This is a genomic window from Pseudomonas sp. FDAARGOS_761 (assembly GCF_013343155.1).
GTDB lineage: Bacteria > Pseudomonadota > Gammaproteobacteria > Pseudomonadales > Pseudomonadaceae > Pseudomonas > Pseudomonas aeruginosa.
Genome location: NZ_CP054572.1, coordinates 3922075 through 3945505, shown reverse-complemented (window position 1 = coordinate 3945505; position 23431 = coordinate 3922075). Strand labels below are relative to the sequence as shown.

At 69.2% G+C, this 23431-nt stretch carries 25 protein-coding genes; 17 read left to right on the top strand and 8 right to left on the bottom strand.

The window, feature by feature from the left end:
- Nucleotides 1-91: 91 nt before the first annotated feature.
- Entirely contained in the window at nt 92-544 is a 453-nt protein-coding gene (locus FOC67_RS18390; RefSeq protein WP_003102319.1) for a flavodoxin, read from the top strand.
- Nucleotides 545-830: 286 nt separating this feature from the next.
- Here FOC67_RS18390 and FOC67_RS18385 read toward each other — a convergent pair whose 3' ends face one another.
- On the bottom strand, nt 831-1724 hold the full coding sequence (locus FOC67_RS18385) for a LysR family transcriptional regulator (protein ID WP_003143374.1): 894 nt from the start codon (nt 1722-1724) through the stop codon (nt 831-833).
- Between the two features lie 95 nt (nt 1725-1819).
- Between FOC67_RS18385 and FOC67_RS18380 the strand changes: the two genes are divergently transcribed.
- The 7 genes from FOC67_RS18380 (at nt 1820) to FOC67_RS18350 (ending at nt 6987) form a co-directional block, all read left to right on the top strand.
- Nucleotides 1820-2209, top strand: a complete 390-nt coding sequence (locus tag FOC67_RS18380; protein ID WP_003091885.1) for a CidA/LrgA family protein — start codon at nt 1820-1822, stop codon at nt 2207-2209.
- Nucleotides 2196-2882 (top strand): LrgB family protein, encoded by a 687-nt coding sequence (locus FOC67_RS18375; protein ID WP_003102323.1) that lies wholly within the window; start codon nt 2196-2198, stop codon nt 2880-2882. The genes FOC67_RS18380 and FOC67_RS18375 overlap by 14 nt, the downstream gene beginning before the upstream one ends.
- Nucleotides 2883-3008: 126 nt before the next feature.
- Nucleotides 3009-3788, top strand: a complete 780-nt coding sequence (locus tag FOC67_RS18370; RefSeq protein ID WP_003091880.1) for a class II aldolase/adducin family protein — start codon at nt 3009-3011, stop codon at nt 3786-3788.
- Entirely contained in the window at nt 3785-4681 is an 897-nt protein-coding gene (locus FOC67_RS18365) for an alpha/beta fold hydrolase (protein WP_009313636.1), read from the top strand. The genes FOC67_RS18370 and FOC67_RS18365 overlap by 4 nt, the downstream gene beginning before the upstream one ends.
- Before the next feature lie 98 nt (nt 4682-4779).
- Complete coding sequence (locus FOC67_RS18360) at nt 4780-5073, top strand: hypothetical protein (RefSeq protein ID WP_003111018.1); 294 nt, start codon at nt 4780-4782, stop codon at nt 5071-5073.
- A 115-nt stretch (nt 5074-5188) separates the two neighbouring features.
- On the top strand, nt 5189-6100 hold the full coding sequence (locus FOC67_RS18355) for an SDR family oxidoreductase (protein ID WP_003111019.1): 912 nt from the start codon (nt 5189-5191) through the stop codon (nt 6098-6100).
- 116 nt (nt 6101-6216) lie between these two features.
- Entirely contained in the window at nt 6217-6987 is a 771-nt protein-coding gene (locus tag FOC67_RS18350; RefSeq protein ID WP_009313637.1) for a crotonase/enoyl-CoA hydratase family protein, read from the top strand.
- Between the two features lie 19 nt (nt 6988-7006).
- Here the strand turns inward: FOC67_RS18350 and FOC67_RS18345 are convergent, their stop codons facing one another.
- The 3 genes from FOC67_RS18345 to FOC67_RS18335 all read right to left on the bottom strand — a co-directional run bounded on the left by FOC67_RS18345 (nt 7007) and on the right by FOC67_RS18335 (nt 9626).
- On the bottom strand, nt 7007-7351 hold the full coding sequence (locus tag FOC67_RS18345; protein WP_003091873.1) for a cupin domain-containing protein: 345 nt from the start codon (nt 7349-7351) through the stop codon (nt 7007-7009).
- A 34-nt stretch (nt 7352-7385) separates the two neighbouring features.
- Nucleotides 7386-8792: an FAD-binding oxidoreductase gene (locus tag FOC67_RS18340; protein WP_003102335.1), complete on the bottom strand. Its 1407-nt coding sequence runs from the start codon at nt 8790-8792 to the stop codon at nt 7386-7388.
- Nucleotides 8793-8882: 90 nt separating this feature from the next.
- On the bottom strand, nt 8883-9626 hold the full coding sequence (locus FOC67_RS18335) for a nuclear transport factor 2 family protein (RefSeq protein WP_003119583.1): 744 nt from the start codon (nt 9624-9626) through the stop codon (nt 8883-8885).
- A gap of 284 nt (nt 9627-9910) precedes the next feature.
- Between FOC67_RS18335 and FOC67_RS18330 the strand changes: the two genes are divergently transcribed.
- From FOC67_RS18330 to FOC67_RS18320, 3 genes are all read left to right on the top strand, one after another.
- Nucleotides 9911-11668, top strand: coding sequence for a DUF1302 domain-containing protein (locus FOC67_RS18330; RefSeq protein WP_003102337.1), 1758 nt, complete (start codon nt 9911-9913; stop codon nt 11666-11668).
- A gap of 56 nt (nt 11669-11724) precedes the next feature.
- Nucleotides 11725-13095: a DUF1329 domain-containing protein gene (locus FOC67_RS18325; protein ID WP_003102338.1), complete on the top strand. Its 1371-nt coding sequence runs from the start codon at nt 11725-11727 to the stop codon at nt 13093-13095.
- A gap of 149 nt (nt 13096-13244) precedes the next feature.
- On the top strand, nt 13245-15728 hold the full coding sequence (locus FOC67_RS18320; protein ID WP_009313639.1) for a LuxR C-terminal-related transcriptional regulator: 2484 nt from the start codon (nt 13245-13247) through the stop codon (nt 15726-15728).
- Nucleotides 15729-15734: 6 nt separating this feature from the next.
- On the opposite strand, the gene FOC67_RS18315 is transcribed toward FOC67_RS18320, so the two are convergent.
- On the bottom strand, nt 15735-16547 hold the full coding sequence (locus FOC67_RS18315) for a SirB1 family protein (RefSeq protein ID WP_003091860.1): 813 nt from the start codon (nt 16545-16547) through the stop codon (nt 15735-15737).
- Between the two features lie 245 nt (nt 16548-16792).
- Here FOC67_RS18315 and FOC67_RS18310 point away from each other — a divergent pair, with 245 nt between their 5' ends.
- The 4 genes from FOC67_RS18310 (at nt 16793) to FOC67_RS18295 (ending at nt 21181) form a co-directional block, all read left to right on the top strand.
- Nucleotides 16793-17818 carry a Glu/Leu/Phe/Val dehydrogenase gene (locus tag FOC67_RS18310; RefSeq protein WP_003091859.1) on the top strand — a complete coding sequence of 342 codons (1026 nt, stop codon included), beginning with the start codon at nt 16793-16795 and terminating at the stop codon, nt 17816-17818.
- 141 nt (nt 17819-17959) lie between these two features.
- Nucleotides 17960-19057 (top strand): pyruvate dehydrogenase (acetyl-transferring) E1 component subunit alpha, encoded by a 1098-nt coding sequence (gene pdhA, locus FOC67_RS18305; protein WP_003091858.1) that lies wholly within the window; start codon nt 17960-17962, stop codon nt 19055-19057.
- On the top strand, nt 19050-20051 hold the full coding sequence (locus tag FOC67_RS18300; protein ID WP_003091856.1) for an alpha-ketoacid dehydrogenase subunit beta: 1002 nt from the start codon (nt 19050-19052) through the stop codon (nt 20049-20051). The genes pdhA and FOC67_RS18300 overlap by 8 nt, the downstream gene beginning before the upstream one ends.
- Nucleotides 20052-20068: 17 nt before the next feature.
- Nucleotides 20069-21181, top strand: coding sequence for a dihydrolipoamide acetyltransferase family protein (locus tag FOC67_RS18295; RefSeq protein ID WP_009313643.1), 1113 nt, complete (start codon nt 20069-20071; stop codon nt 21179-21181).
- On the opposite strand, the gene FOC67_RS18290 is transcribed toward FOC67_RS18295, so the two are convergent.
- The 3 genes from FOC67_RS18290 to FOC67_RS18280 all read right to left on the bottom strand — a co-directional run bounded on the left by FOC67_RS18290 (nt 21182) and on the right by FOC67_RS18280 (nt 22560).
- Nucleotides 21182-21580: a DUF2809 domain-containing protein gene (locus FOC67_RS18290; protein WP_003117551.1), complete on the bottom strand. Its 399-nt coding sequence runs from the start codon at nt 21578-21580 to the stop codon at nt 21182-21184. It abuts the gene before it with no gap.
- A 93-nt stretch (nt 21581-21673) separates the two neighbouring features.
- Nucleotides 21674-22258, bottom strand: a complete 585-nt coding sequence (locus tag FOC67_RS18285) for a hypothetical protein (RefSeq protein WP_009313645.1) — start codon at nt 22256-22258, stop codon at nt 21674-21676.
- 35 nt (nt 22259-22293) lie between these two features.
- Nucleotides 22294-22560 carry a YebG family protein gene (locus FOC67_RS18280; protein ID WP_003091854.1) on the bottom strand — a complete coding sequence of 89 codons (267 nt, stop codon included), beginning with the start codon at nt 22558-22560 and terminating at the stop codon, nt 22294-22296.
- 209 nt (nt 22561-22769) lie between these two features.
- On the opposite strand from FOC67_RS18280, the gene FOC67_RS18275 reads away from it, so the two are divergent.
- Nucleotides 22770-23039, top strand: a complete 270-nt coding sequence (locus tag FOC67_RS18275) for a DUF2790 domain-containing protein (protein ID WP_003091850.1) — start codon at nt 22770-22772, stop codon at nt 23037-23039.
- A gap of 119 nt (nt 23040-23158) precedes the next feature.
- On the top strand, nt 23159-23377 hold the full coding sequence (locus tag FOC67_RS18270; protein WP_003112066.1) for a hypothetical protein: 219 nt from the start codon (nt 23159-23161) through the stop codon (nt 23375-23377).
- Nucleotides 23378-23431: the final 54 nt, after the last annotated feature.

The following is a 23431-nucleotide window of genomic DNA, read 5'->3' as shown; positions in this document are numbered from 1 at the left end:
TGCGGCTTGTCTGCATTGATTCGGTGCGCCCCGATCGGCGAGCGCATGCGGCATAATGCCCGGCTTACCCCTGTTGGCTTACGGAGTGTTCATGAAAGTCGCCATTCTCTCCGGCTCGGTCTACGGCACCGCCGAAGAAGTCGCCCGGCACGCCCAGAAATTGCTGTCCGCGGCCGGCCTCGAGGCCTCCCATCTGCCCCGCGCCAGCCTCGACGAACTCAAGGCCTTCGCCCCCGAGGCATTCCTGGTGGTGACGTCGACCACCGGCATGGGCGAACTGCCGGACAACCTGCAACCGCTGTACTACGCGATCCGCGACCAACTGCCGGCCTGGCACGGCCTGCCGGGTGGGGTCATCGGCCTGGGCGATTCGAGCTACGGCGACACGTTCTGCGGTGGCGGCGAGCAGGTTCGCGAACTGTTCGGCGAACTGGGCGTGCGCGAAGTGCTGCCGATGCTGCGCCTGGATGCCAGCGAAACCGTTACCCCCGAGACCGACGCCGAGCCTTGGCTGGCCGAGTTCGCCGCCGCCCTCAAGGGCTGATCCCGGGCGTACCCCGCCGAGGCGGCGGATAACCGCCCCGGGCGTTATCCGCCGAAACGTCTGCCGAGGTGGCGGATAACCGCGTAGCGGTTATTCGCCCGACACGGGGAAGGAGCAAACGGTAGGGCGAATAACGCCCCAGGCGTTATCCGCCGAAACGTCTGCCGAGGTGGCGGATAACCGCGTAGCGGTTATTCGCCCTACACGGGGAGGGAGCAAGCGGTAGGGCGGATAACGTCTCCAGGCGTTATCCGCCTAGCTTCTGCCGAGCTGGCGGTTATTCATCTTACGCCGGGCTTTCCTCCAGCGGCTGCTCGCGCAGCAGCTCCAGCCAGGCCTGCGCCGCCCGCGACAGGTAGCCGCCCCGGCGCCAGATGAAGGCGATGTCCCAGCGCAGGTCCGGCTCCCTGAGCAGGACCCGCACCACTCCTGGGCGTTCGATCTCGCGAGCGATCGCCCGTGGTAGCAGCACCACCCCCTGGTTGGCCGCGACCAGCGCGCCGAGGAAGTCGGCCTGGCCGCTGCGGCCGCCTTCGCGCGGGCTGAAGCCGGCCTCCAGGCAGGCGCGCAGCAGGCGGTCGTTGAGGGTGAAGCTCTGCTGGTAGAGCAGGAACGGGCTGTCCGCCAGTTCGCCGAGGGCGACGCTTGCGGCAGCGGCCTTGGGATGCCCGGCCGGCAGCAGCACGTCCAGCGGTTCGTTGCAGAACGGCTGGTAGTCGAAGCCGTCGTCCGCCGGGGTGAGGCTGCCGGCCAGTTCCAGCTCGCCGGCCAGCACCGCCTGCTCCATGGTCTTGCTGCCGCCTTCCACCAGGTGCACGGCGATGTTCGGATAGCGCCGCCGGTATTCGGCGAAGCGTTGGGCGAACAGCGCGTCGGCACCGAGCAACGGCAGGCCCAGGCGCAGTTCGCCGCGGTTGAGCTGGCTGAGATCGTCCAGTTCGCTGAGCAGGTCGCGGCGCAGCCGCAGCATCTCCTCGGCGCGGCGAAACACCACGGCGCCGGCGTCGGTCAGGCGCACGTGCGGCCCGTTGCGTTCCAATACCTGCACGCCGAGGCTCTGCTCCAACTGGGCGACCTGCTTGCTGATGGTCGACTGGCTGGCGTGGCGGACCTGCGCCGCCTGGGTGAAGCTGCCCTGGCGGACCACTTCGACGAAGCTGCGGAGTTGACGGAATTCCATTCTGGAATGGCTCTCATGCGGACAATTCGCTTTGGGGATGATAGGCCGGGCCTTATCCTTTCTCCATCCCCGATTTCCCAGCCAAGGCCTTTCCCATGTTGCCCCCGCTCGTCCGCCGTCTGTCCCGCCTTGCCGCCGAACTGGCGGTACTCATCGCCTTCTGGTGGGCCGGCGGCTGGCTGGCGAAGGCCATCGGCCTGCCGCTGCCGGGCGGGGTGGTCGGCCTGGCGGCGCTGTTGCTGCTGTTCGCCAGCGGCCTGCTGCGTCCGGCCTGGCTGCAGGCCGGCGCCGGCCTGTTGCTGGCGGAGATGTTGCTGTTCTTCATCCCGGCGCTGATGAGCCTGCTCGACTACGGCGCGCTGCTACGCAGCGAGGGCTGGCGCATCCTCCTGGTGATCATGCTCAGCACCCTGCTGGTGATGCTGGTCACCGCGGTGTCGGTGGAGTGGATGTGCCGCTGGAGGGCGCGCCATGAGTCTCGATAAGCAAGCCCTGTTCTGGTTGGCGGCGACCGTCGGCGGCTACCTCCTGAGCCGCCAGCTGTACCGCCGGGTGAAGTGGTACTGGCTGTCGCCCATCGTGTTCGTCCCGGTGTTGCTCTATGCCCTGGCGATTCCCACCCATACCCGCTACGCCGACTACGCCCGCGACACCAATTGGCTGGTGGCGCTGCTCGGTCCGGCGACGGTGGCCTTCGCCATCCCGATCTGGCAGCAGCGCGAGCTGCTGATGCGCCACTGGCCGGCGCTGCTGGCCGGGATGTTCGCCGGCACCGCGGTGGCCATCGGCAGCTCCTGGGCGCTGGCCCAGGCCCTGGCGCTGGACGGCCAGGTCACGCTGTCGTTGCTGCCGCGCTCGATCACCACGCCGTTCGCCATGGAGATGTCCCACGACCTGGGCGGCGTGCCGGAACTGACCGCCGCCTTCGTGATGATCACCGGGGTGTTCGGCGCGGTGATCGGCGGCACCCTGCTGCGCGTCCTGCGCTTGCGCACGCCGCTGGCCCGCGGCGCGCTGTTCGGCGTCGGCGCGCACGGCGCCGGCACCAGTCGGGCCTACGAGTTCGGCGGCGAGGAAGGTTCGGCGGCCGGTCTGCTGATGGTTCTCACCGGGCTGTTCAACCTGCTGGTCGCGCCCCTGGTCGCCCACTGCCTGTAGCCTGCGCATAGGCCGGCTGAATCCTCCGCCATTCAGCCGGCGCGCGAGTGTAAGCCCGGCGACAGTCGCCGGAGGAGGGCGGGGCTAGACTGCGGGCATCCGATAACGACAAAAGAGGATGCCGCCGTGACCGCCGTTCACTCCCTGCCCGCCGATGTGCAAGCCCAGGTCTCCGCCGCCGAATGGCAGACCCGCGTCGATCTCGCTGCCTGCTACCGGCTGGTCGCCCTGCACGGTTGGGACGACCTGATCTTCACCCACATCTCGGCCAAGGTGCCGGGCACCGAGGACTTCCTGATCAACCCGTTCGGCCTGATGTTCCACGAGATCACCGCCTCCAGCCTGGTGAAGGTGGACGCCAGCGGCAAGAAGCTGATGGACAGCCCCTACGAGATCAACCCGGCCGGCTACACCATCCATAGCGCGGTGCACGAGGTCCGCCACGACGTCGAGTGCGTGCTGCACACCCATACCGCCGCGGGGATCGCGGTGTCCTGCCAGAAGCAGGGCCTGTTGCCGCTGTCGCAGCAATCGTTGTTCGTGCTCTCCAGCCTGTCCTACCACGCCTACGAGGGCGTCGCCCTGAACCATGAGGAAAAGGCCCGCCTGCAGGCCGACCTGGGGACCAGCAACTTCCTGATCCTGCCCAACCACGGCCTGCTCACCTGCGGCGGTTCCATCGCCGATACCTTCCTCATGATGTTCACCCTGCAACGCGCCTGCGAGGTACAGGTGATGGCGCAGAGCGGCGGCGCCGAGCTGATCCACATCCCGGGGCAGATCCTCGCCGGCGCGCGCGACATGATCGCCGGGGTGATGCGCAGCAAGACCGGCATGGGCGGCCAGCTCGCCTGGCCGGCGCTGCTGCGCAAGCTCGACCAGCAGAACCCGGGCTACCGCCAGTGACCGCGGCGCTGCCCGGCATTCCCCTGGAGGCCTGGCGGAGGCGCGGCCGCACTCTGGATTTCAAGGGCTTCCCGATCCGCTACTGGGAAGCCGGGCAGGGGCGGCCGTTGCTGCTGATCCACGGTTTTCCCAGCGCCGCCTGGGACTGGCACTACCTCTGGGAGCCGCTGGCGCAGCGCTACCGCGTGCTGGTCTGCGACCTGCTCGGCTTCGGCGATTCGGCCAAGCCGCGCGCCCATCGCTACAGCCTGCTGGAGCAGGCCGACCTGCAACAGGCGCTGCTCGGCCACCTGGGAGTCGACGAGCCGCTGCACGTGCTGGCCCACGACTACGGCGACAGCGTCGCCCAGGAACTGCTCGCCCGCCATCACGAAGGCCGGCTGCGGCTCGCCTCCTGCGTGTTCCTCAATGGTGGACTGTTCCCGGAAACGCACCGCCCGGTGCTCAGCCAGAAGCTGTTGCTGAGCCCGTTGGGCGGGCTGTTCGGCCGGCTGTTCGACCGCCGCGCCCTGGCGCGCAACTTCGCCAAGGTCTTCGGCCCGCGCAGCCAGCCCGGCGAGACCGAGCTGGATGCCTTCTGGAGCCTGATCGAAAGCAACCAGGGGCAGCGGGTGATGCATCGCCTGATCCGCTACATCGTCGACCGCCGCGAGCAGCGTGAGCGCTGGGTGGCGGCGTTGCAGCACGGCGGGGTGCCGTTGCGGGTGATCGACGGAGCCGTCGACCCGATCTCCGGGGCGCACATGGTCGAGCGCTACCGGCAACTGGTCGCCAATGCCGACTGCGTGCTGCTCGATGGCATCGGCCATTATCCGCAGATCGAAGCGCCGGCGGCGGTGCTCGAACATTACCTGGCGTTTCGCGCCCGACTGGATGATTCAGAGTTTTCTTAAGCGAGTTTGAGATTGCAGCAAGTGCCATCGCGCAAGGATCGGGGCTAGGGTGCTGGCGCCTCGCTGGACGAGGCGTTTCGTCACCCATGGAGGTCTCCATGCACGATCCCGTTTCTCCCTTGCGCGTGTTCGACGAGGGCTCCTGGTTGTTCCGCCAGATGGTGCAGGCGCAGCCGTTCATCCGCCAGTCCGGGATGGTCCTCGCCGAACTCGGCCTGCTGCTGGCGCTCGGGCTCGGCTACCTGTGCTGGCAGGAAGGCAGTCGCTGGTACGCCGTCGGCGCCGGCCTCGCGTTGCTCGGCAGCCTGCTGCTGGTGGTGGTCCGGCACAACTACGACTGGTGGCTGTTCAAGCTCGGCCCGCGTGGCCGGCTGTACATTCCGTTCGATTGAAGCGGAACATCCCGCTGCCTTATCGGGCGCCATTCATGGCGGCGCGAAGCCTTGTCCCCGCCGGCGGGCTGGCCGACACTCGGGCAATCCTTCCTACTGCCCTGGAGTCCCGAACATGAGCGATGCCCTGCGTTTCGACGACCAAGTCGTGATCGTCACCGGAGCCGGCGGCGGCCTTGGCCGCGCCCACGCCCTGCTGTTCGCGAAGCATGGCGCCAGGGTGGTGGTCAACGACCTCGGCGGCAGCACCCATGGCGAAGGCGCCAGTGCCTCGGCGGCGGACAAGGTGGTGGCGGAGATCCGTGCCGCCGGCGGCACCGCGGTGGCCAACCACGACTCGGTCACGGACGGCGGCAGGATCGTGGAGAACGCGCTGGACGCCTTCGGCCGCGTCGACGTGGTGGTCAACAATGCCGGCATCCTGCGTGACAAGACCTTCCACAAGATGGAGGACGCCGACTGGGACCTGGTCTACCAGGTGCATGTCGAAGGCGCCTACAAGGTCACTCGCGCCGCCTGGCCGCACTTGCGCGAGCAGGCCTACGGGCGGGTGGTGTTCACCTCCTCGACCTCGGGCATCTACGGCAACTTCGGCCAGAGCAACTACGGCATGGCCAAGCTCGGCCTCTACGGCCTGACCCGCACCCTGGCCCTGGAAGGGCGCAAGAACAATATCCTGGTCAACGCCATCGCCCCCACCGGCGGTACGCGGATGACCGAGGGGCTGATCCCGCCGCAGGTCTTCGAGCAGCTCAAGCCGGAGCTGGTCAGCCCGCTGGTGGTCTACCTCGGCAGCTCGGCCTGCGAGGATACCTCGGGGCTCTATGAGGTCGGCGGTGGCTGGATCGGCAAGGTGCGCTGGGAGCGCAGCCTGGGCTTCGGCTTCGATCCGAAGGCCGGCTTCGATGCCGAGGACGTGGCCGCGCACTGGCAGCAGATCTGCGACTTCGAGAACGCCGCGCACCCGGCGGACAACGTCGAGGCGCTCCGTGAAATGATGGCCAACCTGCAGAAGCACGCGCTCTGAGACGCCCGGCGGATGCGGCGCGGCCGCGGGAAAAGGACTAAGGTGAAGACCGGCTGACGCCGGTCTTCTGCCATCCGGCCGGTGTCTTTTTTCGCTTTTTCCGCAGGGAGTCTGTCATGAGTGTCATCGTCGAACGCAACGGCCCGGTCACCACCCTGGTCATCGCTCGCCCGGAGCGGCGCAATGCGGTGGACCGGCCGACCGCCCAGGCCCTGGCCGACGCCCTGCGCGAGTTCGAAGCGGACGATACGGCGCGGGTCGCGGTACTCACCGGCAGCGGCGGCAATTTCTGCGCCGGCGCCGACCTGGCGGCGGTGGCCGAGGATGGCGAGCGGCGCAATCGCCTGGAGGCGGAGGGCGACGGACCGATGGGGCCGAGCCGCATGCAGCTCGGCAAGCCGCTGATCGCCGCCATCGAAGGCTATGCGGTGGCCGGCGGGCTGGAGCTGGCGCTGCTCGCCGACCTGCGGGTGATAGCCGAGGACGCCATCTGCGGAGTGTTCTGCCGGCGTTTCGGGGTGCCGCTGATCGATGGCGGCAGCGTGCGCCTGCCGCGGATCGTCGGGCAGGGCCGGGCGCTCGACCTGATCCTCACCGGGCGTCCGGTGAAGGCCGACGAAGCGTTGCAGATCGGCCTGGCCAACCGGGTGGTGCCGAGCGGTTCGGCGCGAGCCGAGGCCGAGGAGCTGGCGGCGGAACTCGCCGCCTTCCCGCAGACCTGCATGCTCGCCGACCGCGCCAGCGTATACGCGCAGTGGGAACTGTCCTTCGACGTGGCCCTGGCCAACGAATTCCAGGGCGGGCTGGCGGTGATCGAGAGCGGCGAGACCCTGGAGGGCGCGCAGCGCTTCAAGGATGGCGAGGGGCGCCACGGGCGCTTCGAGTGACGCCGTCGCGCCGCGTGGGCTAGCGGTGGATGATCACGTAGCTCTTGCGCACGGTTTCCTGCACATCCCACACGCCGAGACTGTTCTCCGGCAGCAGCAGGGCATCGCCGGCCTCGATGCGGATGGTCTCGCCGCCGTCCGGGGTGAAGGTGCAGCGGCCTTGCAGGAAGTGGCAGAACTCCTGCTCGACGATCTGCCGCCGCCAGCGTCCGGGGGTGCATTCCCAGATGCCGGTTTCCACCTGGTCGGTGCGCTCCACGGCGTAGGCGCGGGTCTGCGCGACCGGCTCGCCAAGGGGCACCGCGACCGGGCTGGCGGCGCCAAGATCGGCGCCGGCGGTATTTTTCAGAAGGGTCAGGGCCATGCGGTTTTTCCTCTGTGGGAGGTGGAGGGGATTCTCAGCGCATCAGGCTTTCCATGCCGGCCGCGAGGGTTTGCGCCAGGCTGCGGCGCCAGGGCGCGCTGTGCGGGTCGGCAAGGACCCGGTCCTCATGGACGAAACTGCGGATGATCGCGTTGTAGCCGAGCCAGCGGCAGGGTTCCGGTTCCCAGCGGGCCAGGCTGTCCAGCGGACGCTCGCCCAGCACCCAGGGCTGCCGCAGCAGCTCGCTGTCCTCACCGAGGATCAGCGCGGCCAGGGTGCGGCCGCCGAGGTTGCTGGCGCCGACCCCTTCGCCGCCGTAGCCGCCGGAGAGGGCGATGCCACTGGCGCGGTCGAGCAACATGTGCGGGCGGAAGCGCCGGGCCATGCCGAGGTTGCCGCCCCAGGTGTGGCTGATCCTGGCGTCCTTGAGCAGCGGGAAGAGCTCGCCGAACAGGTAGCGACGCAGGCCGACTTCCTCGTCGTCGAGGCTGAAGTCGCTGCGCAGCTTGCCGCCGAAGCGGTAGCCGCCCCGCGCGCCGAAGGCCAGGCGGTCGTCGGCGGTGCGCTGGCCGTAGGTGACCTGGCGGCTGAATTCGCTGAAGGCCTGGCCGCGCTCCAGGCCGATCTCCGCCCAGACCGACGACGGCAGCGGCTCGGTGGCCACCAGCAGACTCTGCACCGGCAACTGGTAGTGGCCCAGCGGCGGCAGGCTGGCGGCGTAGCCTTCCACTGCCGGTACGATCCATTCTGCGCGCAGTTCGCCGCGCTCGGTGCGCAGCAGGCCGCGTTGCCAGTGCAGCACCCGGCTCTTCTCGAACAGCCGCACGCCCAGGCGCTCCACCGCGCGGGCCAGGCCGCGCGCGAGCCTGGCCGGCTGGATGGTGGCGCAGTGCGGCGAGTGGATCGCCCCGTAGCTGCCGGGGATGCGCAACTGCTGGTCGAGTTCCTGCGGCGTCAGCCAGCGGTAATCGCTTTCGTCCAGGCCTTCGGCATAGAGATCATGCAGATAGGCGCGCAGGCGGCGTTCCTGTTCCGGGTAGCGCGCCGCGCAGTAGAGCACGCCGCCCTTGCGGTAGTCGCAGTCGATGCCTTCCTCTTGCAGCACCCGCGCGACCTCGTCGGGAATCCCGTGCAGCAGGTCGTAGCCGGCCCGGCGCCGTTCCGGCGGCAAGCCGGCGAGCAGGCCGTCCTCGCCGAGCAGGTTGCCCATCAGCCAGCCGCCGTTGCGTCCCGAGGCGCCGAAGCCGGCGGTTTCTGCCTCGACGATGGCGACGCGCAACTGCGGCGCCCGGCGCTTCAGGTAATAGGCGGTCCAGAGGCCGGTGTAGCCGGCGCCGACGATGGCCACGTCGACCTCAAGGGATTCTTCCAGGGACGGGCGCGCTTCGAGCGGATCGTCCAGTTGATTCATCCACAGGCTGAGGTGGCGCCAGGCCGACATAGAGGGCTCCATAGCGAGAGGGAAGGGGGAATGCGGCGAGAGTAGGAAGATGCCGTGCGCCTGTCGTGCGCGCGGGTCCGCTGGGAAATCTCAGCGGCGCGACGACAGGCGCTTCAGGTATTCGCGCGGAGACTGGCCGGTGTGCTGGCGGAAGCAGCGGTAGAAGGCCGACAGCGAATTGAAGCCGGCGGCGAAGGCCAGTTCGTCGACCCGTCCGGGCAGCTCGCCGGAAAGCTGGCCGAGCAGGTGTTGCAGGCGGGTCTGGTTGACGTACTGGTAGAAGCTCAGGCCGAGCACCTGGTTGAGCAGGTAGGAAATCTGGTTGCGCGTATAACCGGTGGCATTGGCCACCTGGGTCAGGTCCAGGTCCGGATCGAGATAGGGCTGGGCCTGTTGGAAGTAGTGCTCCAGGTCGCGCGCCAGCAGGCTCAGCTGCTTGGCCGAAAGCCCCAGGCGGCTGGCCGGCGGCCGGCCGTCGCCGCCGGCCTGGGCTCCGCCGCCGCTTTCGTGGACCAGCGAGGCGTATTCGTTGATGCGCCAGATCAGGCCGTCGCGCACGGTGATCGCCTCGCTGGCGCGGAACGAAGCCAGGCGGCCGCTGAGGGTCACCCGCAGGCGGTACTGGATGAAGGCGGTATCGCCGTCGAAGCGGATACGGTCGGTGTGCTCCAGCGACTCGTCGGGGCCCTTGGGCATGGTCGCCTCGACGTACTCGCGAAGATCGGCCAGGCGCATCCGGCGGTTCTGGAAGAAGTCGTTGTATTCGACCTCGGGATGATAGAGCGCCATCACCGCGTCGATGTCGCGGTGCTTCCAGCTGAGGTGATAACGCATGACCGTCTCGCGGGTGGCGTCGGCGAGGTCGCGGTCGGCGGGAATGGACTGTTCGGGCTGCATGCAGCGAAGGATGCCATCGCCGCCGCCGGCGGAACAGTGCCGCGCCGTCATCCATGCACTGGATGACGGCGTATCCATCCTGCATATGGCGTTCGCCGAGGCGCTTTCCAGGGCCCCTGTTCACTCTTTCGGGCGACAGCCGGAATACCTCCTTGGTGCGCTTACCGCCGTTCGGGTCGCTGGGTAGGGTGTAGCCACCTCGACCCTGTCAGGAGAGCCGCATGACAACAACAAAAAGGCGCGGAATCTTCCCTCTGCACGCACTCGCTGCGGCCACAGCCCTGGGTTGCGCCACCCAGGCCTCGGCCGTGTCATTCAACATCGGGGAGATCGAAGGGCAATTCGACTCGTCGCTGTCGGTGGGGGCCAGCTGGTCCATGCGTTCCGCCGACAAGGACTACATCGGCACCCGCAACGGCGGCCACGCCTCGTCGCAGACCTCCGACGACGGCCGGCTCAACTTCAAGAAGGGCGAAACCTTCTCGAAGATCTTCAAGGGCATCCACGATCTCGAACTCAAGTACGGCGACACCGGCGCGTTCTTCCGTGGCAAGTACTGGTACGACTTCGAGCTGAAGGACGAACACCGCCTGCTCTACGACATCGACGACCACAACCGCAAGGAGGGCGCCAAGTCCTCCGGGGCGCAGCTGCTCGATGCCTTCCTCTACCACAACTACAGCATCGGCGACCTGCCCGGCAGCGTGCGGGTCGGCAAGCAGGTGGTGAGCTGGGGCGAGAGCACGTTCATCCAGAACTCGATCAACAGCATCAACCCGATGGACGTCGCCGCGTTCCGCCGGCCCGGCGCGGAGATCAAGGAAGGCCTGATCCCGGTGAACATGCTCTACCTGTCCCAGGGCATCAGCGACGCGCTGACCGTCGAAGGCTTCTACCAACTGGAATGGGACCAGACGGTGATCGACAACTGCGGCACCTTCTTCTCCACCACCGACGTGGTCGCCGATGGCTGCGAGCGGATGGTCTACGCCGGCAGCGACTTCGACCCGAACCCGGCCAACGGCTACCGCTACCTGCCGCGCGCCGGCGATCGCGATGCCCGCGACAGCGGCCAGTGGGGCCTGGCCCTGCGCTGGTACGCGGCGGAGCTGAACGACACCGAGTTCGGCCTGTACGCGATGAACTACCACAGTCGCAACCCGTACTACAGCGTGATCGCCGGCAACGGCCTGGCCACCTCCGACCCGGTCACCGGGCGCTCCACCGGCTATTACTTCATCGACTATCCCGAGGACATCCGCCTCTACGGCCTGAGCTTCCAGACCAACATCGGCAGCACCTCGGTGGCCGGCGAGCTGAGCTACCGGCCGAACATGCCGCTACAAATCAACAGCACCGACATGTCGATCGCCGCGATCTACCCGACCACCCTGTTCGGCAACCCGATCTACGACAGCGGCTTCGCCACCCCGCGCGCCGGCGAGGTGATCAACGGCTACGTGCGCAAGCCGGTGACCCAGGCACAGGTGACCGTCACCCAGTTCTTCGACCGGGTACTGGCGGCCGACCGCCTGACCGTGGTCGGCGAAGTCGGCTACAACCACCTCAGCGGGGTCGACGGCGACGACCTGCGCTACGGCCGCGACGCCATCTACGGCATCGGCGAACTGCCGAACAACGCCTTGTGCACCGGCGCGCTCAACGTGGCCAACCCGCAGGAGTGCAACAGCCACGGCTTCTACACCCGCAACTCGTGGGGCTATCGCCTGCGCGGGATCCTCGAATATCCCAACGTGTTCGCCGGGGTCAACCTGAAGCCGAACCTGGCCTGGTCGCACGACGTCGAGGGCTACGGGCCGAACTTCAGCGAGGGCGCCAAGGCCGTCAGCGTCGGCCTCGATGCCGACTACCAGAACACCTATACCGCCAGCATCAGCTACACCGACTTCTTCGGCGGCAACTACAACCCGATCAACGACCGCGACTTCCTCGCGGTGAGCTTCGGGGTGAACTTCTGAGGTCCGCCGCCCCTCGGGGCGGCCGCTTTCGCGGATACGAACAAGGATAACGACGCATGAAAACAGCACGACTCCTGTCCTCCGGGGCGCTGGCCCTCAGCCTGCTGGCCGGTTCGGTGACGGCGGCGGTTTCGCCCGACGAGGCCGCCAAGCTCGGCAGCAGCCTGACCCCCATCGGCGCGCAGAAGGAAGGCAACGCCGACGGCAGCATCCCGGCCTGGACCGGCGGCCTCGCGGCCAGCGCCGGCAAGGTCGACGGCAAGGGCTTCCTTTCCGATCCCTTTGCCGACGAGAAGCCGCTGTTCACCATCACCGCGCAGAACGTCGAGCAATACAAGGACAAGCTCTCCGACGGCCAGTTGGCGATGTTCAAGCGCTACCCCGAGACCTACCGGATCCCGGTGTACAAGACCCATCGCACGGTGGCCCTGCCGGCCGAGATCGACGAGGCGGTCAAGCAGAGCGCGCTGAACGTGCAGCCGATCAACGACGGCAACGGCCTGTCGAATTTCGAGAAGAGCCGCTACTACGCCTTCCCGATCCCGAAGAACGGCGTCGAAGTGCTCTGGAACCACATCACCCGCTACCGCGGCGGCAACCTCAAGCGCACCATCGTCCAGGCCACCCCGCAGACCAACGGCAGCTTCACGCCGATCCGCTTCGAGGAGTCGGTGGCATTCCCGCAGAACATGCCCGACCTCGACCAGAGCAAGGCGGCCAACATCCTCACCTTCTTCAAGCAGCAGGTGACCGCGCCGGCGCGCCTGGCGGGCAACGTGCTGCTGGTCCACGAGACCCTCGACCAGGTCAAGGAGCCGCGCCTGGCCTGGGTCTACAACGCCGGCCAGCGCCGCGTGCGGCGCGCCCCGCAGGTGGCCTACGATGGCCCGGGCACCGCCGCCGACGGCCTGCGCACCTCGGATAACTTCGACATGTTCTCCGGCGCCCCGGACCGCTACGACTGGAAGCTGGTCGGCAAGCGCGAGATGTACATCCCCTACAATGCCTACAAGCTCAACGACCCGACCCTGAAGTACGGCGACATCATCAAGGCCGGGCACATCAACCAGGACCTGACCCGCTACGAGCTGCACCGGGTGTGGGAAGTGGTCGGCACGGTGAAGCCGGGCGAGCGGCACATCTACGCCAAGCGCCACATGTACATCGACGAGGACAGCTGGCAGATCGCCCTGGTCGACCACTACGACGGTCGCGGCCAGCTCTGGCGGGTCGGCGAGGGCCACGCGCAGTACCACTACGACCAGAAGGTCGCCGGCTACACCCTGGAGGCGCTCTACGACGTGATCGCCGGTCGCTACCTGGCGCTGGGCATGAACAACGAGGAGAAGCGCGGCTACGAGTTCGGCTTCAAGGCCTCGTCCGCCGACTACACGCCGGCCGCCCTGCGCAACGCCGGGGTACGCTGAGTCCCGGCCAGTCGCGACGAGCGTGGCGGCTTGTGCCGACGCGCTCGTTCGTTATGACGGCCCATCACCCGGCGCAATCATCGTTCAGCAGCGGGGCAGGCGCGGTCTAGGCTCCCGGCAAGGCGCTTCGACAGAACAAGAGCACTGCCATGACCGAGCCGACCGAGCTGCCCGCCGCCTTGCCGCGGCTGCCGCCGCAGCACCTGCCGCGGCCCCGTTTGCACCAGCCGCTGCTGCGCGGCGAATGCCGCCTGCGACTGCTCTGCGCGCCCGCCGGCAGCGGCAAGACCGTCCTCCTCGGAGAATGCGCGCGGCGGGCGCCGCCTGGCGTGCAGGTGGTCTGGCTGGCGCTGGGCGGGGAAGCGCTGGACCCCGCGACCTTCCGCCGCCGCCTGGCCGGCGCCCTCGGCTTGGCCGAGGACAGCGACGAAGCGCAGCTGTGCCGGCGGCTGCGTAACGCTTCCGCGCTGTGGCTGCTGCTCGACGATTACCCACGGCACCCCGACCCCGCCCTCGACGCCTGCCTCGATCGCCTGTTGAGCGCGGCCTCGCCACGGGTGGGCTGGTGGCTGGCGAGCCGGCGGCGGCCGCAGTGCAACCTGGCGCGGTTGCTGCTGGAAGGGGAGTTGCTGGAGGTCGACGGCGGCCTGCTGGCGTTCGATGCCGACGAGGTCGCCGAACTGCTCCGCCTGCACGGGCGCAGCGCCGATGCCGCTACGGCCGGGGCACTGCTGGAACGCAGCGGCGGTTGGTGCGCCGCGTTGCGCTTGCGCCTGCTGGTCGGCGAAGAGACGGCCGGACCGTTGTTGCAGGAATACCTCCAGCACGAGTTGCTCGACGAGCTGCCGCCGCCGCTGGCCGACGCCGCGCGTGCCCTGGCCTGGCTGCCGCAAGTCGGTCCGGAGCTGTTCCGCCGGCTGTTCGAGGAACTGCCCCACGGGCTGGACGACCTGTTGGCGCGGGGCTTCCCCCTGCTGGCCGATACGAACCAGCGCTACAGCCTGCCGCCGGCGATCCGCGAGGCCTGGCGCGAAGCGCCGCAGCGCCCGCAGCGGGACTTCCACCGGGAAGCCTGCGAATGGTTCGCCGAACACGGCGAGACCCGCGAGGCGGTCGACCAGGCGCTGGCCGCCGACGAACCGGAAACCGCCGCCGGATTGTTGCAGAAGCTCACCGAGGAGCAATTGCTGCACGGCCACAACATCGGCATGGTCCTGGCCCTGCGCGACGAACTGCCGGCGGCGCTGCTGGCCAGCACGCCGCGCCTGGTGATCCTGAATGCCTGGACGCTGCTCTACGCCGGACGCCTGGCCGAAGCCGAGGACTGCATCGGCCAGTTGGCGCGCTTCCTGCCGATGCCCTCGGCGTCCCGCCAGCGGGTGCTGCTGGCGCAATGGCAGGGCTTGTTCGGGATCCTCCTGCACTGCCGCGGCGAGCGCGGCGCCGCCGACTACCTGCGCGAGGCGCTGGAGCAACTGCCGGAGGATGCCTGGTCGCAGGGACTGATCTGCCGCTCGGCGCTGATGCAACTGGCGATGATCGAGGGGCGGATGGACCAGGCGCGGTTGATCGGCCGCGATGCCTTGCGCCTGGCGCGCGAGCACGACAGCCTGATCTTCGAGGCGTTGATCGAACTGGAGCGGGCGCAGTGGCTGGAGCAGCGCGGCGAACTGCTGCGCGCGGAAGGCGTCCTCGATCGCGCCCAGCGCTACCTGGAGGACCTCGGCCAGCAGGGCAGCCCGATGCTCGGCCGGATCGCCCTGCGCCGCGCGCGCCTGTGCCTGCAGCAGGGCCGCGAGGTCGAGGCCGGGCACTGGTATCGGCTGGGGCTGGAGCAGGCACGGGAGAATCTCGATCCCTGGGCGCTCTACGGCTACCTGGGACTGGCCTTGCTGGAAGCCGGGCAGGGCGACCTGGACGCGGCGTTCAACCGCCTGCTGGAGGTCGAGCGGCTGATGCAGCAGCGCCATGTCCCCGATCCGCTGTATCGCGGCGCGCTGCTGCTGGTCAGCTCCGCCCTGACCCTGCAGCAGGGAAGGCCGGCGCAGGCGCGGGAGATCCTGCTGCGGGTCCGCGCCTACTTCCAGCCGGGACGGGCGCGCCTGTCGCCGCCCTCCGAACCGGAGCTGGAAGCGCGGGTAGAGCACCAATTGGCACTGGCCGAACTCTACAGCGGCGAGGCAGCCGCCGCCGAAGCGCGGCTGCGCGGGCTGCTCGCCATTCTCGAGGCGCAGGGGCGGCAGACGCTGCTTTGCGAAGTGCGCATGGGTATCGCCGAGTGCCAGTTCCTCTCCGGACAATTGCCCCAGGCCCAGCAGACCCTGCGCAGCGGCCTGGAGCTGGCGGAGCGGCTAGGCCTGCAACTGCCGCAGCGGCGACTGCGGGATCGCCAGCCGCAACTGTTCGCCGCCCTGCCGGGGGAAGAAGAGGAGGGGCTCAGTCCGCTCAGTTGTCGGGAGCTGGCGGTGCTCGGCCTGATCGCCCAGGGCTGCTCCAACCAGGAGATCGGCGAGCAACTGTTCATTTCCCTGCACACGGTGAAGACCCACGCCCGGCGGATCAACGGCAAGCTCGGGGTGGCCCGCCGGACCCAGGCGGTGGCGCGGGCCAAGGCCCTCGGCCTGCTCGCCTGAGCGGCCTCAGTGCAGGGCGCGGCCGGTCGGCGGGGCGAGTTCGCCCAGGCGCTGGCCGAGGCGCAGTTGCTCGGTGGGATCGTCGCTGAGCAAGAGCGCGCGTTCCAGGTCGTAGCGTTCCGCCTGCGGGCAATCCAGTTGCCGATAGAGGCCGGCGCGGGCCTCGTGGTCGGCGGCGCCCACCGGGCCGAGTTCGATCACCCGCTGGGCATCCTTCAGCGCGGCCAGCGGCTCGCCGGCGGCGCTGTGCAGTTGTCGCAGGTTGCGCGACAGACGCTGGAGGATTTCCCCGGGAGAGGCCTGCTTCAGGTAGGCGGCCTGCAGCTCGCTCTTCGGCCCCTGCAGGCGCAGCAGCAGTTCGCGGCAGTCGGTGGGATAGAGGCGCCGTCCGGTGGCCGGGTCGAGCAGATGGTCGGCCTGCGGCACGCGCAGCAGGAAGCGTCCCGGGAAGTTCACTCCGACCAGCGGAATGTCCAGCCGCCGCGCCAGTTCCATGGCCACCAGCGCCAGCGACAACGGCTGTCCCTGGCGCCGCTGCAGCACCAGCGGAAGCAGGGCCGAGCGCGGTTGCAGGGGGAAGTCGTCGTCCTCGCAGAAACCCTGTTCGCTCATTCGCCGCAGCAACCCCTGGGCGCGCTCGCTGGCCGAGGCGCGGTCGTCCAGGCTCGCGCCGATCTGCCGGACGAGTTCGTCGAGCTCGCGCAGGGCGTGGGCGGGCGAATACGCCGGGAGGTGCTCCGCGGCGATCCACAGGGCCGCCTCGAACAGCGCTGGCGGTTCCTGGGCGAGACAATCGAGGCAGGCTTGACGCGGGTCCATGGCTTTCCTCCTGGTGCGCCTGGATCGCTGCGGACGGGCCGTTCGGAGCACGCCGGGGCCGGTTTCGAGCGGGCGGACCCCAAGGTTGTAACCGTCCGCCGAAGCTTCGTCCAGTACCCGGCTCGGCGAGCGCCGCCGCCTGGTCGTCGGCCTTGCGGGCGTTTCGCCGACGCCTGCCTATACTGAAGGTGCCGGGCGGCAACGACCCGGCCCGGACAACAAGCAGCAAGCAGGGGAGCCCCAGCATGTTCGACATGATGGACGCGGCCCGGCTCGAGGGTCTCCACCTCGCCCAAGACCCGGCCACGGGACTCAAGGCCATTATCGCCATCCACAGCACGCGACTCGGCCCGGCACTGGGTGGTTGTCGCTACCTGCCTTACCCCAACGACGAAGCCGCCATCGGCGACGCCATCCGCCTGGCCCAGGGCATGAGCTACAAGGCGGCCCTGGCCGGGCTGGAGCAGGGCGGCGGCAAGGCGGTGATCATCCGCCCGCCGCACCTGGACAATCGCGGCGCGCTGTTCGAGGCCTTCGGGCGCTTCATCGAAAGCCTCGGCGGACGCTACATCACTGCGGTGGACAGCGGTACCTCCAGCGCCGACATGGACTGCATCGCCCAGCAGACCCGCCACGTCACCAGCACCACCCAGGCCGGCGACCCCTCGCCGCATACCGCCCTCGGCGTGTTCGCCGGGATTCGCGCCAGCGCCCAGGCGCGCCTCGGCAGCGACGATCTGGAAGGCCTGCGGGTCGCGGTGCAGGGGCTCGGCCACGTCGGCTACGCATTGGCCGAGCAACTGGCGGCGGTCGGCGCCGAGTTGCTGGTCTGCGACCTCGATCCCGGCCGGGTGCAACTGGCCGTCGAGCAGCTCGGCGCCCATCCGCTGGCGCCGGAGGCATTGCTTTCCACCCCATGCGACATCCTCGCGCCCTGCGGCCTGGGCGGCGTGCTCACCAGCCAGAGCGTCAGCCAGTTGCGCTGCGCGGCGGTGGCGGGGGCGGCGAACAACCAGTTGGAGCGGCCGGAGGTCGCCGACGAGCTGGAGGCGCGCGGCATCCTCTATGCGCCGGACTACGTGATCAACTCCGGCGGCCTGATCTACGTCGCCCTCAAGCACCGCGGCGCCGATCCGCACAGCATCACCGCGCACCTGGCGCGGATTCCCGCGCGGCTCACCGAGATCTATGCCCATGCCCAGGCCGACCACCAGTCGCCGGCGCGGATCGCCGACCGTCTGGCGGAACGGATTCTCTACGGCCCGCAGTGACGGGCCGGCGTTTCCGGCGAGGCCGCCAGCGGGCCTCGCCAGCGGCAGTGCGGGTCACCCCCGCGGTGCCGCGCGTGCACGCCGCCACCCGCGGCGCGACCCTGAGCGGCACGCCTACCCGGCGTGCGGAGGAGGTTTGCGATGGTTCACAACCGGATCGACCCGCCTTTCACCCGCTACCTCGACAGTGACGGTCGGCCCCTCGGCGAGTTGCCCGCCTGGGCCGGCGACAGCGATGCGCTGGTCGGCCTCTACCGGCAGATGCTCCTGACCCGCCTGTTCGACCAGAAGGCGGTGGCCCTCCAGCGTACCGGGCGGATCGGCACCTATGCGCCAACCCTCGGCCAGGAAGCCATCGGCGTGGCCATTGGCAGCCAGATGCGCGCCGAGGACGTGCTGGTGCCCTATTACCGCGATACCGCGGTGCAATTGATGCGCGGCGTGCGCATGGAGGACATCCTCCTCTACTGGGGCGGCGACGAGCGCGGCAGCGACTACGCCGAACCGCTGGCGGCGCAGGACTTTCCCATCTGCGTGCCGATCGCCACCCAGGCCCTGCATGCCTGCGGGGTCGCCTCGGCGTTCCGCATCCGCGGCGAGCACCGGGTGGCGGTGACCACCTGCGGCGACGGCGCCACCAGCAAGGGCGATTTCCTCGAGGCGCTGAACGTGGCGGGCGCCTGGCAGTTGCCGGTGCTCTTCGTGGTCAACAACAACCAGTGGGCGATCTCGGTGCCGCGGCGCATCCAGTGCGGCGCGCCGACCCTGGCGGAGAAGGCGGTGGGTGCCGGCTTCCCCGGCGAACAGGTGGACGGCAACGACGTGCTGGCGGTCGCCGAACGCGTCCGCGCGGCCCTGGAGCGCGCGCGCCAGGGCAAGGGGCCGACCCTGCTGGAGTGCATCAGCTATCGCCTGTGCGACCACACCACGGCCGACGACGCCAGCCGCTACCGTTCCGCCGAGGAGGTCAACCAGGCCTGGCGCGAGGAGCCGATCAAGCGCCTGCGCGCCTTCCTCGCCGGCCGCGGCCAGTGGGACGAGGAGCGCGAGCAGGCGCTGGTGGGCGAGTGCCAGGCGCGGGTGCAGGAGGCGGTGGAGCGTTTCGAGACGTTCGCCGCGCAGGCGCCGCAGGCACTGTTCGAGCATGTCTACGCGCGCTGGCCGGCGGCCCTGGAGGAGCAGCGCGAGCAATTGCTGGAACGCGCCGCGCGGCGGCAGGGAGGGGCCGAACATGAATGAGCGCAACGGCGAAGCGAAACGCCTGGCCCTTCTGGAGGCGGTCAACCTGGCGTTGCACCGGGCCATGGCCGAGGACGAGGCGGTGGTGGTGCTGGGCGAAGACGTCGGGGTCAACGGCGGGGTGTTTCGCGCCACCCTCGGCCTGCGCGAGCGCTTCGGCTTCAAGCGGGTGCTGGATACGCCGCTGGCGGAGAACATGATCGCCGGGCTGTCCATCGGCATGGCCGCCCAGGGCCTGAAGCCGGTGATGGAGATCCAGTTCATGGGCTTCATCTACGCCGCCATGGAGCAACTGGTGTCCCATGCCAGCCGCCTGCGCAATCGCACCCGCGGCCGCCTGGCCTGCCCGTTGGTGCTGCGCACGCCGATGGGCGCGGGAATCCGCGCGCCGGAGCACCACAGCGAGGCGACCGAGGCGATGTTCGCGCACATCCCCGGCGTCCGCGTGCTGGTGCCGTCGTCGCCGGCGCGGGCCTACGGCCTGCTCCTGGCGGCGATCGACGATCCCGATCCGGTGATCTTCCTCGAACCGACCCGGCTCTACCGGATGAACCCGCAGCCGCTGGCGGACGACGCCCGGCGCCTGCCGCTGGACAGTTGCTTCACCCTCCGCGAAGGCGGCGACCTGACCCTGGTCAGCTGGGGCGCCAGCGTCCACGAGACCCTGCAGGCCGCCGAGCGCCTGGCGCAGCGCGGCATCGAGGCCGAAGTGATCGACGTCGCCTGCCTCAAGCCGCTCGACCTCGACACCCTCGAAGCTTCGGTGCGCAAGACCGGTCGCTGCGTGATCGTCCATGAGGCGCCGAAGAGCGGCGGCCTCGGCGGGGAAATCGCCGCGAGCCTCTACGAGCGCGTCCTGTTCGATCTGCGGGCGCCGATCCAGCGGGTCGCCGCGGCCGATATCCCGCCGCCGCTGTACCGCCTGGAAGCGCTGTACATGCCCGCCGTGGAGGACATCCTGGCGGCCTGCGACACCGTGCTCGGCTACGCCTGAGCCGAGGGGAGACGACCATGAAGCACTTCAAGCTGCCCGACCTGGGCGAGGGCCTGCAGGAAGCGGAAATCGTCGAATGGCACGTCAAGGCCGGCGACAGCGTGCGCGCCGACCAGCGCCTGGTCTCGGTGGAAACCGCCAAGGCGCTGGTGGACATCCCCGCGCCCTACGACGGGGTGGTGGGCAAGCTGTTCGGCGCCGAGGGCGACATCCTCCACGTCGGCGAACCGCTGGTGGGCTTCGAGGGCGAGGAGGCGGACGCCGGTACCGTGGTGGGGCGCCTGGAGGGCGGCGGTAGCGCCCTGGAGGACCGTTTCTTCATCGGCGCCGCACCGTCCACCCGCGAGCACCTGGCACCGCGCGCGACCCCGGCGGTGCGCCAGTTCGCCCGCCAGCAGGGCGTCGAGCTGGCCGGCCTGAGCGGCTCCGGCCCGGATGGCCTGATCACCCGCGGCGACGTCGAGGCCGCCGCCCAGGGCGCCCGCGAACGCTTCGGCGGCGAGCGCTTGCGCGGGGTACGGCGGAGCATGGCGCTGAACATGGCGCGCTCGCATGCCGAGGTGGTGCCGGTGACGATCTACGGCGACGCCGACCTGCATCGGTGGAAGACCGCACGCGACCCGTTGATCCGCCTGGCCCAGGCGCTGGCCGAGGCCTGTCGCGCCGAGCCGACCCTCAACGCCTGGTTCGATGGCGCCTCGTTGTCGCTGAAACTGCATGAGCGGCTCGACCTGGGGATCGCCGTGGACACCCCGGACGGCCTGTTCGTGCCGGTGCTGCGCGACGTCGGTGCGCGTTCGGCGGAGGACCTGCGCGCCGGTATGCGGCGCCTGCGCGAAGACGTCCAGGCACGCTCGATCCCACCGGCGGAAATGCTCGGCGCGACCCTGACCCTATCCAACTTCGGCACCCTGTTCGGCCGCTACGCCAACCCCGTGGTGGTGCCGCCGCAGGTGGCCATCCTCGGCGCCGGCGGCATCCGCGACGAAGTAGTGGCCTGGCGCGGCGAGATGGCGATCCACCCGATCCTGCCGCTCTCGCTGACCTTCGATCACCGCGCGGCCACCGGTGGCGAGGCGGCGCGTTTCCTCAAGGTACTGGTGAACGCCCTGGAGCAGCCCGACGGCTGATCAGCGCCGGTGCTCCAGCCACCACGCCAGCAGCGCGCCGAGGGCGTAGGCGAGCAGGTCGAAGCCGTCGGCGGTGCTGCCGAGAACGATGCGCAGCACGGGGCTGGAGAATTGCCAATGCAGTTGCGCCGCCAGGTACTGGCCCAGTTCCAGCAGCGCGCCGACGGCAAAGGCGGCGGATGCCAGCCAGGCGGCCGGCGCCCTGAGCGCGCTGCCCATCAGGTAGTAGAGCCAGACCACCGCCAGCAGGTCGCCGCCGAAGCTGCGTATCCAGCCCCAATGCCGGCCCAGGGTGGCGAGCAGGACCAGCAGGCCGAACAGCAGCAGTGCCAGCAGCAGGCTGCGCCGGTCCAGGCGCCAGCGTCGGGAGCGGACGGGAGAGGCGGGGAGAGCGGGCATGGGACCTTCCTGGTCGATGGGGCTGCCGGGCGTTGTACGGCAAGCGCCGGTTTCCGGCAAGCCGGGCGCGGGTCGGACAAGCGCCGCGCGGACTCAGCGGCGTCGCAGGCTGGCGAGCAACTGCTCGACGAAGGCGTCGCTGCCGGAGCTGTCGAGGTAGTGCACCTGGGGACCGTCGAGCAGGTAGAGCGCGTGGTAGGGCTTGCCGGCCTGGCTGCCGCGCAGGCGATAGACCTCGGTGCCGGCCACGCGGTAGCGGCTGACGCTGGCGCGCCGGTCGCACAGGCCGAGGGCCTGGCGCTGCGCCTGGAGACGCTCGCGCTCGGCGTCGGGCAGGCCGTCCAGCGGCAGGGCTCCGAAGAGCAGGCGAACCTGTCGCGGAAGGTCGAGCCGTTCGCCCTCGTCCGCGCCCATCTCGTTGCCTTCGAGCAGGCGGTGGGCGAGGTAATGACCCTCGGCGTAGCGGGCGATCAGCAGGTCGCCGCTGTGCAGCAGGGTGGCGGGGGCCCGTTGCAGGTCGAGTTGCAGTCTGCCGGTGCCGCCCAGGGCCAGGACCTGCGCGGCGCCGGCAGAGGCTGCCGGTGTCTCGGCGTCCGTGGCCCGGAACGGGCAGGCGAGGGCAGGGGTGCCGGTGAGGCCGAGGAGGACGCACAGCAGGCCGGCAAGTTGTCGCGGCATGTTTCGGCTCCTTGCGCTTTGCTTGCAGCGGCGGCTCATTCGTCCGCGGCGTTTTCCTCGAACAGTTCGTTGAGGGCGTCCGGCTGGTTCTTGAAGGCGCGGGCGAAGGCGTCGCGGTTCTTCGCCATGAAGATGCCGAGTTCTTCCACCTGTTCCTCCTTCAGCGACGGCACCGCCTTCTGCAGCACCTCGGCCAGCGTTTCCGCCAGCTCCAGCATCTTGTCGTAACGATCGGCTTCAGCCTTGTCCATGAACAAACGCTCCTGATCCCGGCTGCTGCGGTACACCACTTCGACGGCCATTCATCACCTCTGTGCCTTCTGAGTCGCAAGGTTGCTTTGACTGGTTATCCATACAGTATATGGCGTCTTGCCGTCCGTGGATAGCGCCAGGATTGCCGGCGCATTGCCGGGGCGGTCGTCGTCTGACAGAAATGTCACGCCGGGCTCATGAGCCTGACAGTCTCCGCAGCGTAGTTTCAGGCTGAACGTTCTACCAAGGAGACATCCTCATGAGAGTGATCCCGTTGGCACTTGTCGCGCTGCTCGGCCTGGCGCCGCTGGCCCAGGCGCAGCAGCAGCCCTACGGACCCAACCCGGACTCGAAATCGCTCCGCCAGCATTACGTGGAAGGGCGCCTGGACATCGCCCGGGTGATCTACAAGACCGACCTGTGGAGCGCCTGTGGGATCGTCCCGGCGCGCCTGGTCTACGAGGACTCGCAGGGCGAGCGGCATACCGTCGAGTACAAGGCCTGGGGCAGCGGTTGCAGCGGCAATTGAGCGAACCCGGCGCGGCACGGGCCGCGCCGGGTTTTCCTCGGCTCCCGCGCTTCTGCTAAGGTTGCGCGCCTGCCGCCCGTTGCGCGGCGCATACCTTCCGCCCCGCAAGGATGCCCGGCATGCAAGACCTCGGTTTCGCCCTCCTGCTCATCGGCTATGTCTGGTCCGTGGCCAGCGGCGGCCGCCGTTCGATCCCCTGCGCATTGCTCTGCCTGCTGCTGTTTCCGCTGGCGCAACTGGCCTTCGCCATCAACGACGCGCCGATGCGCCCGCCGCTGGCGCTCGCGGCCTTTGGCGCGGGCCTGGCCTACCTCGGCGGCGGCTCGGTGTTCGGCTGAGCCCGGCATCTCACAAGAATACGATTGAAAATCATTATCATAAAAAATATGCTG

Bases quoted from the DNA above. Each gene is read 5' to 3' on its own strand.
- FOC67_RS18350 (WP_009313637.1), top strand. From the start codon at position 6,217: ATGAGTGTCATCGTCGAACGCAACGGCCCGGTCACCACCCTGGTCATC.
- FOC67_RS18315 (WP_003091860.1), bottom strand. From the start codon at position 16,547: ATGGACCCGCGTCAAGCCTGCCTCGATTGTCTCGCCCAGGAACCGCCA.
- FOC67_RS18310 (WP_003091859.1), top strand. From the start codon at position 16,793: ATGTTCGACATGATGGACGCGGCCCGGCTCGAGGGTCTCCACCTCGCC.
- FOC67_RS18290 (WP_003117551.1), bottom strand. From the start codon at position 21,580: ATGCCCGCTCTCCCCGCCTCTCCCGTCCGCTCCCGACGCTGGCGCCTG.
- FOC67_RS18285 (WP_009313645.1), bottom strand. From the start codon at position 22,258: ATGCCGCGACAACTTGCCGGCCTGCTGTGCGTCCTCCTCGGCCTCACC.
- FOC67_RS18340 (WP_003102335.1), bottom strand. From the start codon at position 8,792: ATGTCGGCCTGGCGCCACCTCAGCCTGTGGATGAATCAACTGGACGAT.
- FOC67_RS18320 (WP_009313639.1), top strand. From the start codon at position 13,245: ATGACCGAGCCGACCGAGCTGCCCGCCGCCTTGCCGCGGCTGCCGCCG.
- FOC67_RS18360 (WP_003111018.1), top strand. From the start codon at position 4,780: ATGCACGATCCCGTTTCTCCCTTGCGCGTGTTCGACGAGGGCTCCTGG.
- pdhA (WP_003091858.1), top strand. From the start codon at position 17,960: ATGGTTCACAACCGGATCGACCCGCCTTTCACCCGCTACCTCGACAGT.
- FOC67_RS18380 (WP_003091885.1), top strand. From the start codon at position 1,820: ATGTTGCCCCCGCTCGTCCGCCGTCTGTCCCGCCTTGCCGCCGAACTG.
- FOC67_RS18325 (WP_003102338.1), top strand. From the start codon at position 11,725: ATGAAAACAGCACGACTCCTGTCCTCCGGGGCGCTGGCCCTCAGCCTG.
- FOC67_RS18275 (WP_003091850.1), top strand. From the start codon at position 22,770: ATGAGAGTGATCCCGTTGGCACTTGTCGCGCTGCTCGGCCTGGCGCCG.
- FOC67_RS18390 (WP_003102319.1), top strand. From the start codon at position 92: ATGAAAGTCGCCATTCTCTCCGGCTCGGTCTACGGCACCGCCGAAGAA.
- FOC67_RS18270 (WP_003112066.1), top strand. From the start codon at position 23,159: ATGCAAGACCTCGGTTTCGCCCTCCTGCTCATCGGCTATGTCTGGTCC.
- FOC67_RS18355 (WP_003111019.1), top strand. From the start codon at position 5,189: ATGAGCGATGCCCTGCGTTTCGACGACCAAGTCGTGATCGTCACCGGA.
- FOC67_RS18375 (WP_003102323.1), top strand. From the start codon at position 2,196: ATGAGTCTCGATAAGCAAGCCCTGTTCTGGTTGGCGGCGACCGTCGGC.
- FOC67_RS18300 (WP_003091856.1), top strand. From the start codon at position 19,050: ATGAATGAGCGCAACGGCGAAGCGAAACGCCTGGCCCTTCTGGAGGCG.
- FOC67_RS18335 (WP_003119583.1), bottom strand. From the start codon at position 9,626: ATGCGTTATCACCTCAGCTGGAAGCACCGCGACATCGACGCGGTGATG.
- FOC67_RS18280 (WP_003091854.1), bottom strand. From the start codon at position 22,560: ATGGCCGTCGAAGTGGTGTACCGCAGCAGCCGGGATCAGGAGCGTTTG.
- FOC67_RS18295 (WP_009313643.1), top strand. From the start codon at position 20,069: ATGAAGCACTTCAAGCTGCCCGACCTGGGCGAGGGCCTGCAGGAAGCG.
- FOC67_RS18345 (WP_003091873.1), bottom strand. From the start codon at position 7,351: ATGGCCCTGACCCTTCTGAAAAATACCGCCGGCGCCGATCTTGGCGCC.
- FOC67_RS18330 (WP_003102337.1), top strand. From the start codon at position 9,911: ATGACAACAACAAAAAGGCGCGGAATCTTCCCTCTGCACGCACTCGCT.
- FOC67_RS18385 (WP_003143374.1), bottom strand. From the start codon at position 1,724: ATGGAATTCCGTCAACTCCGCAGCTTCGTCGAAGTGGTCCGCCAGGGC.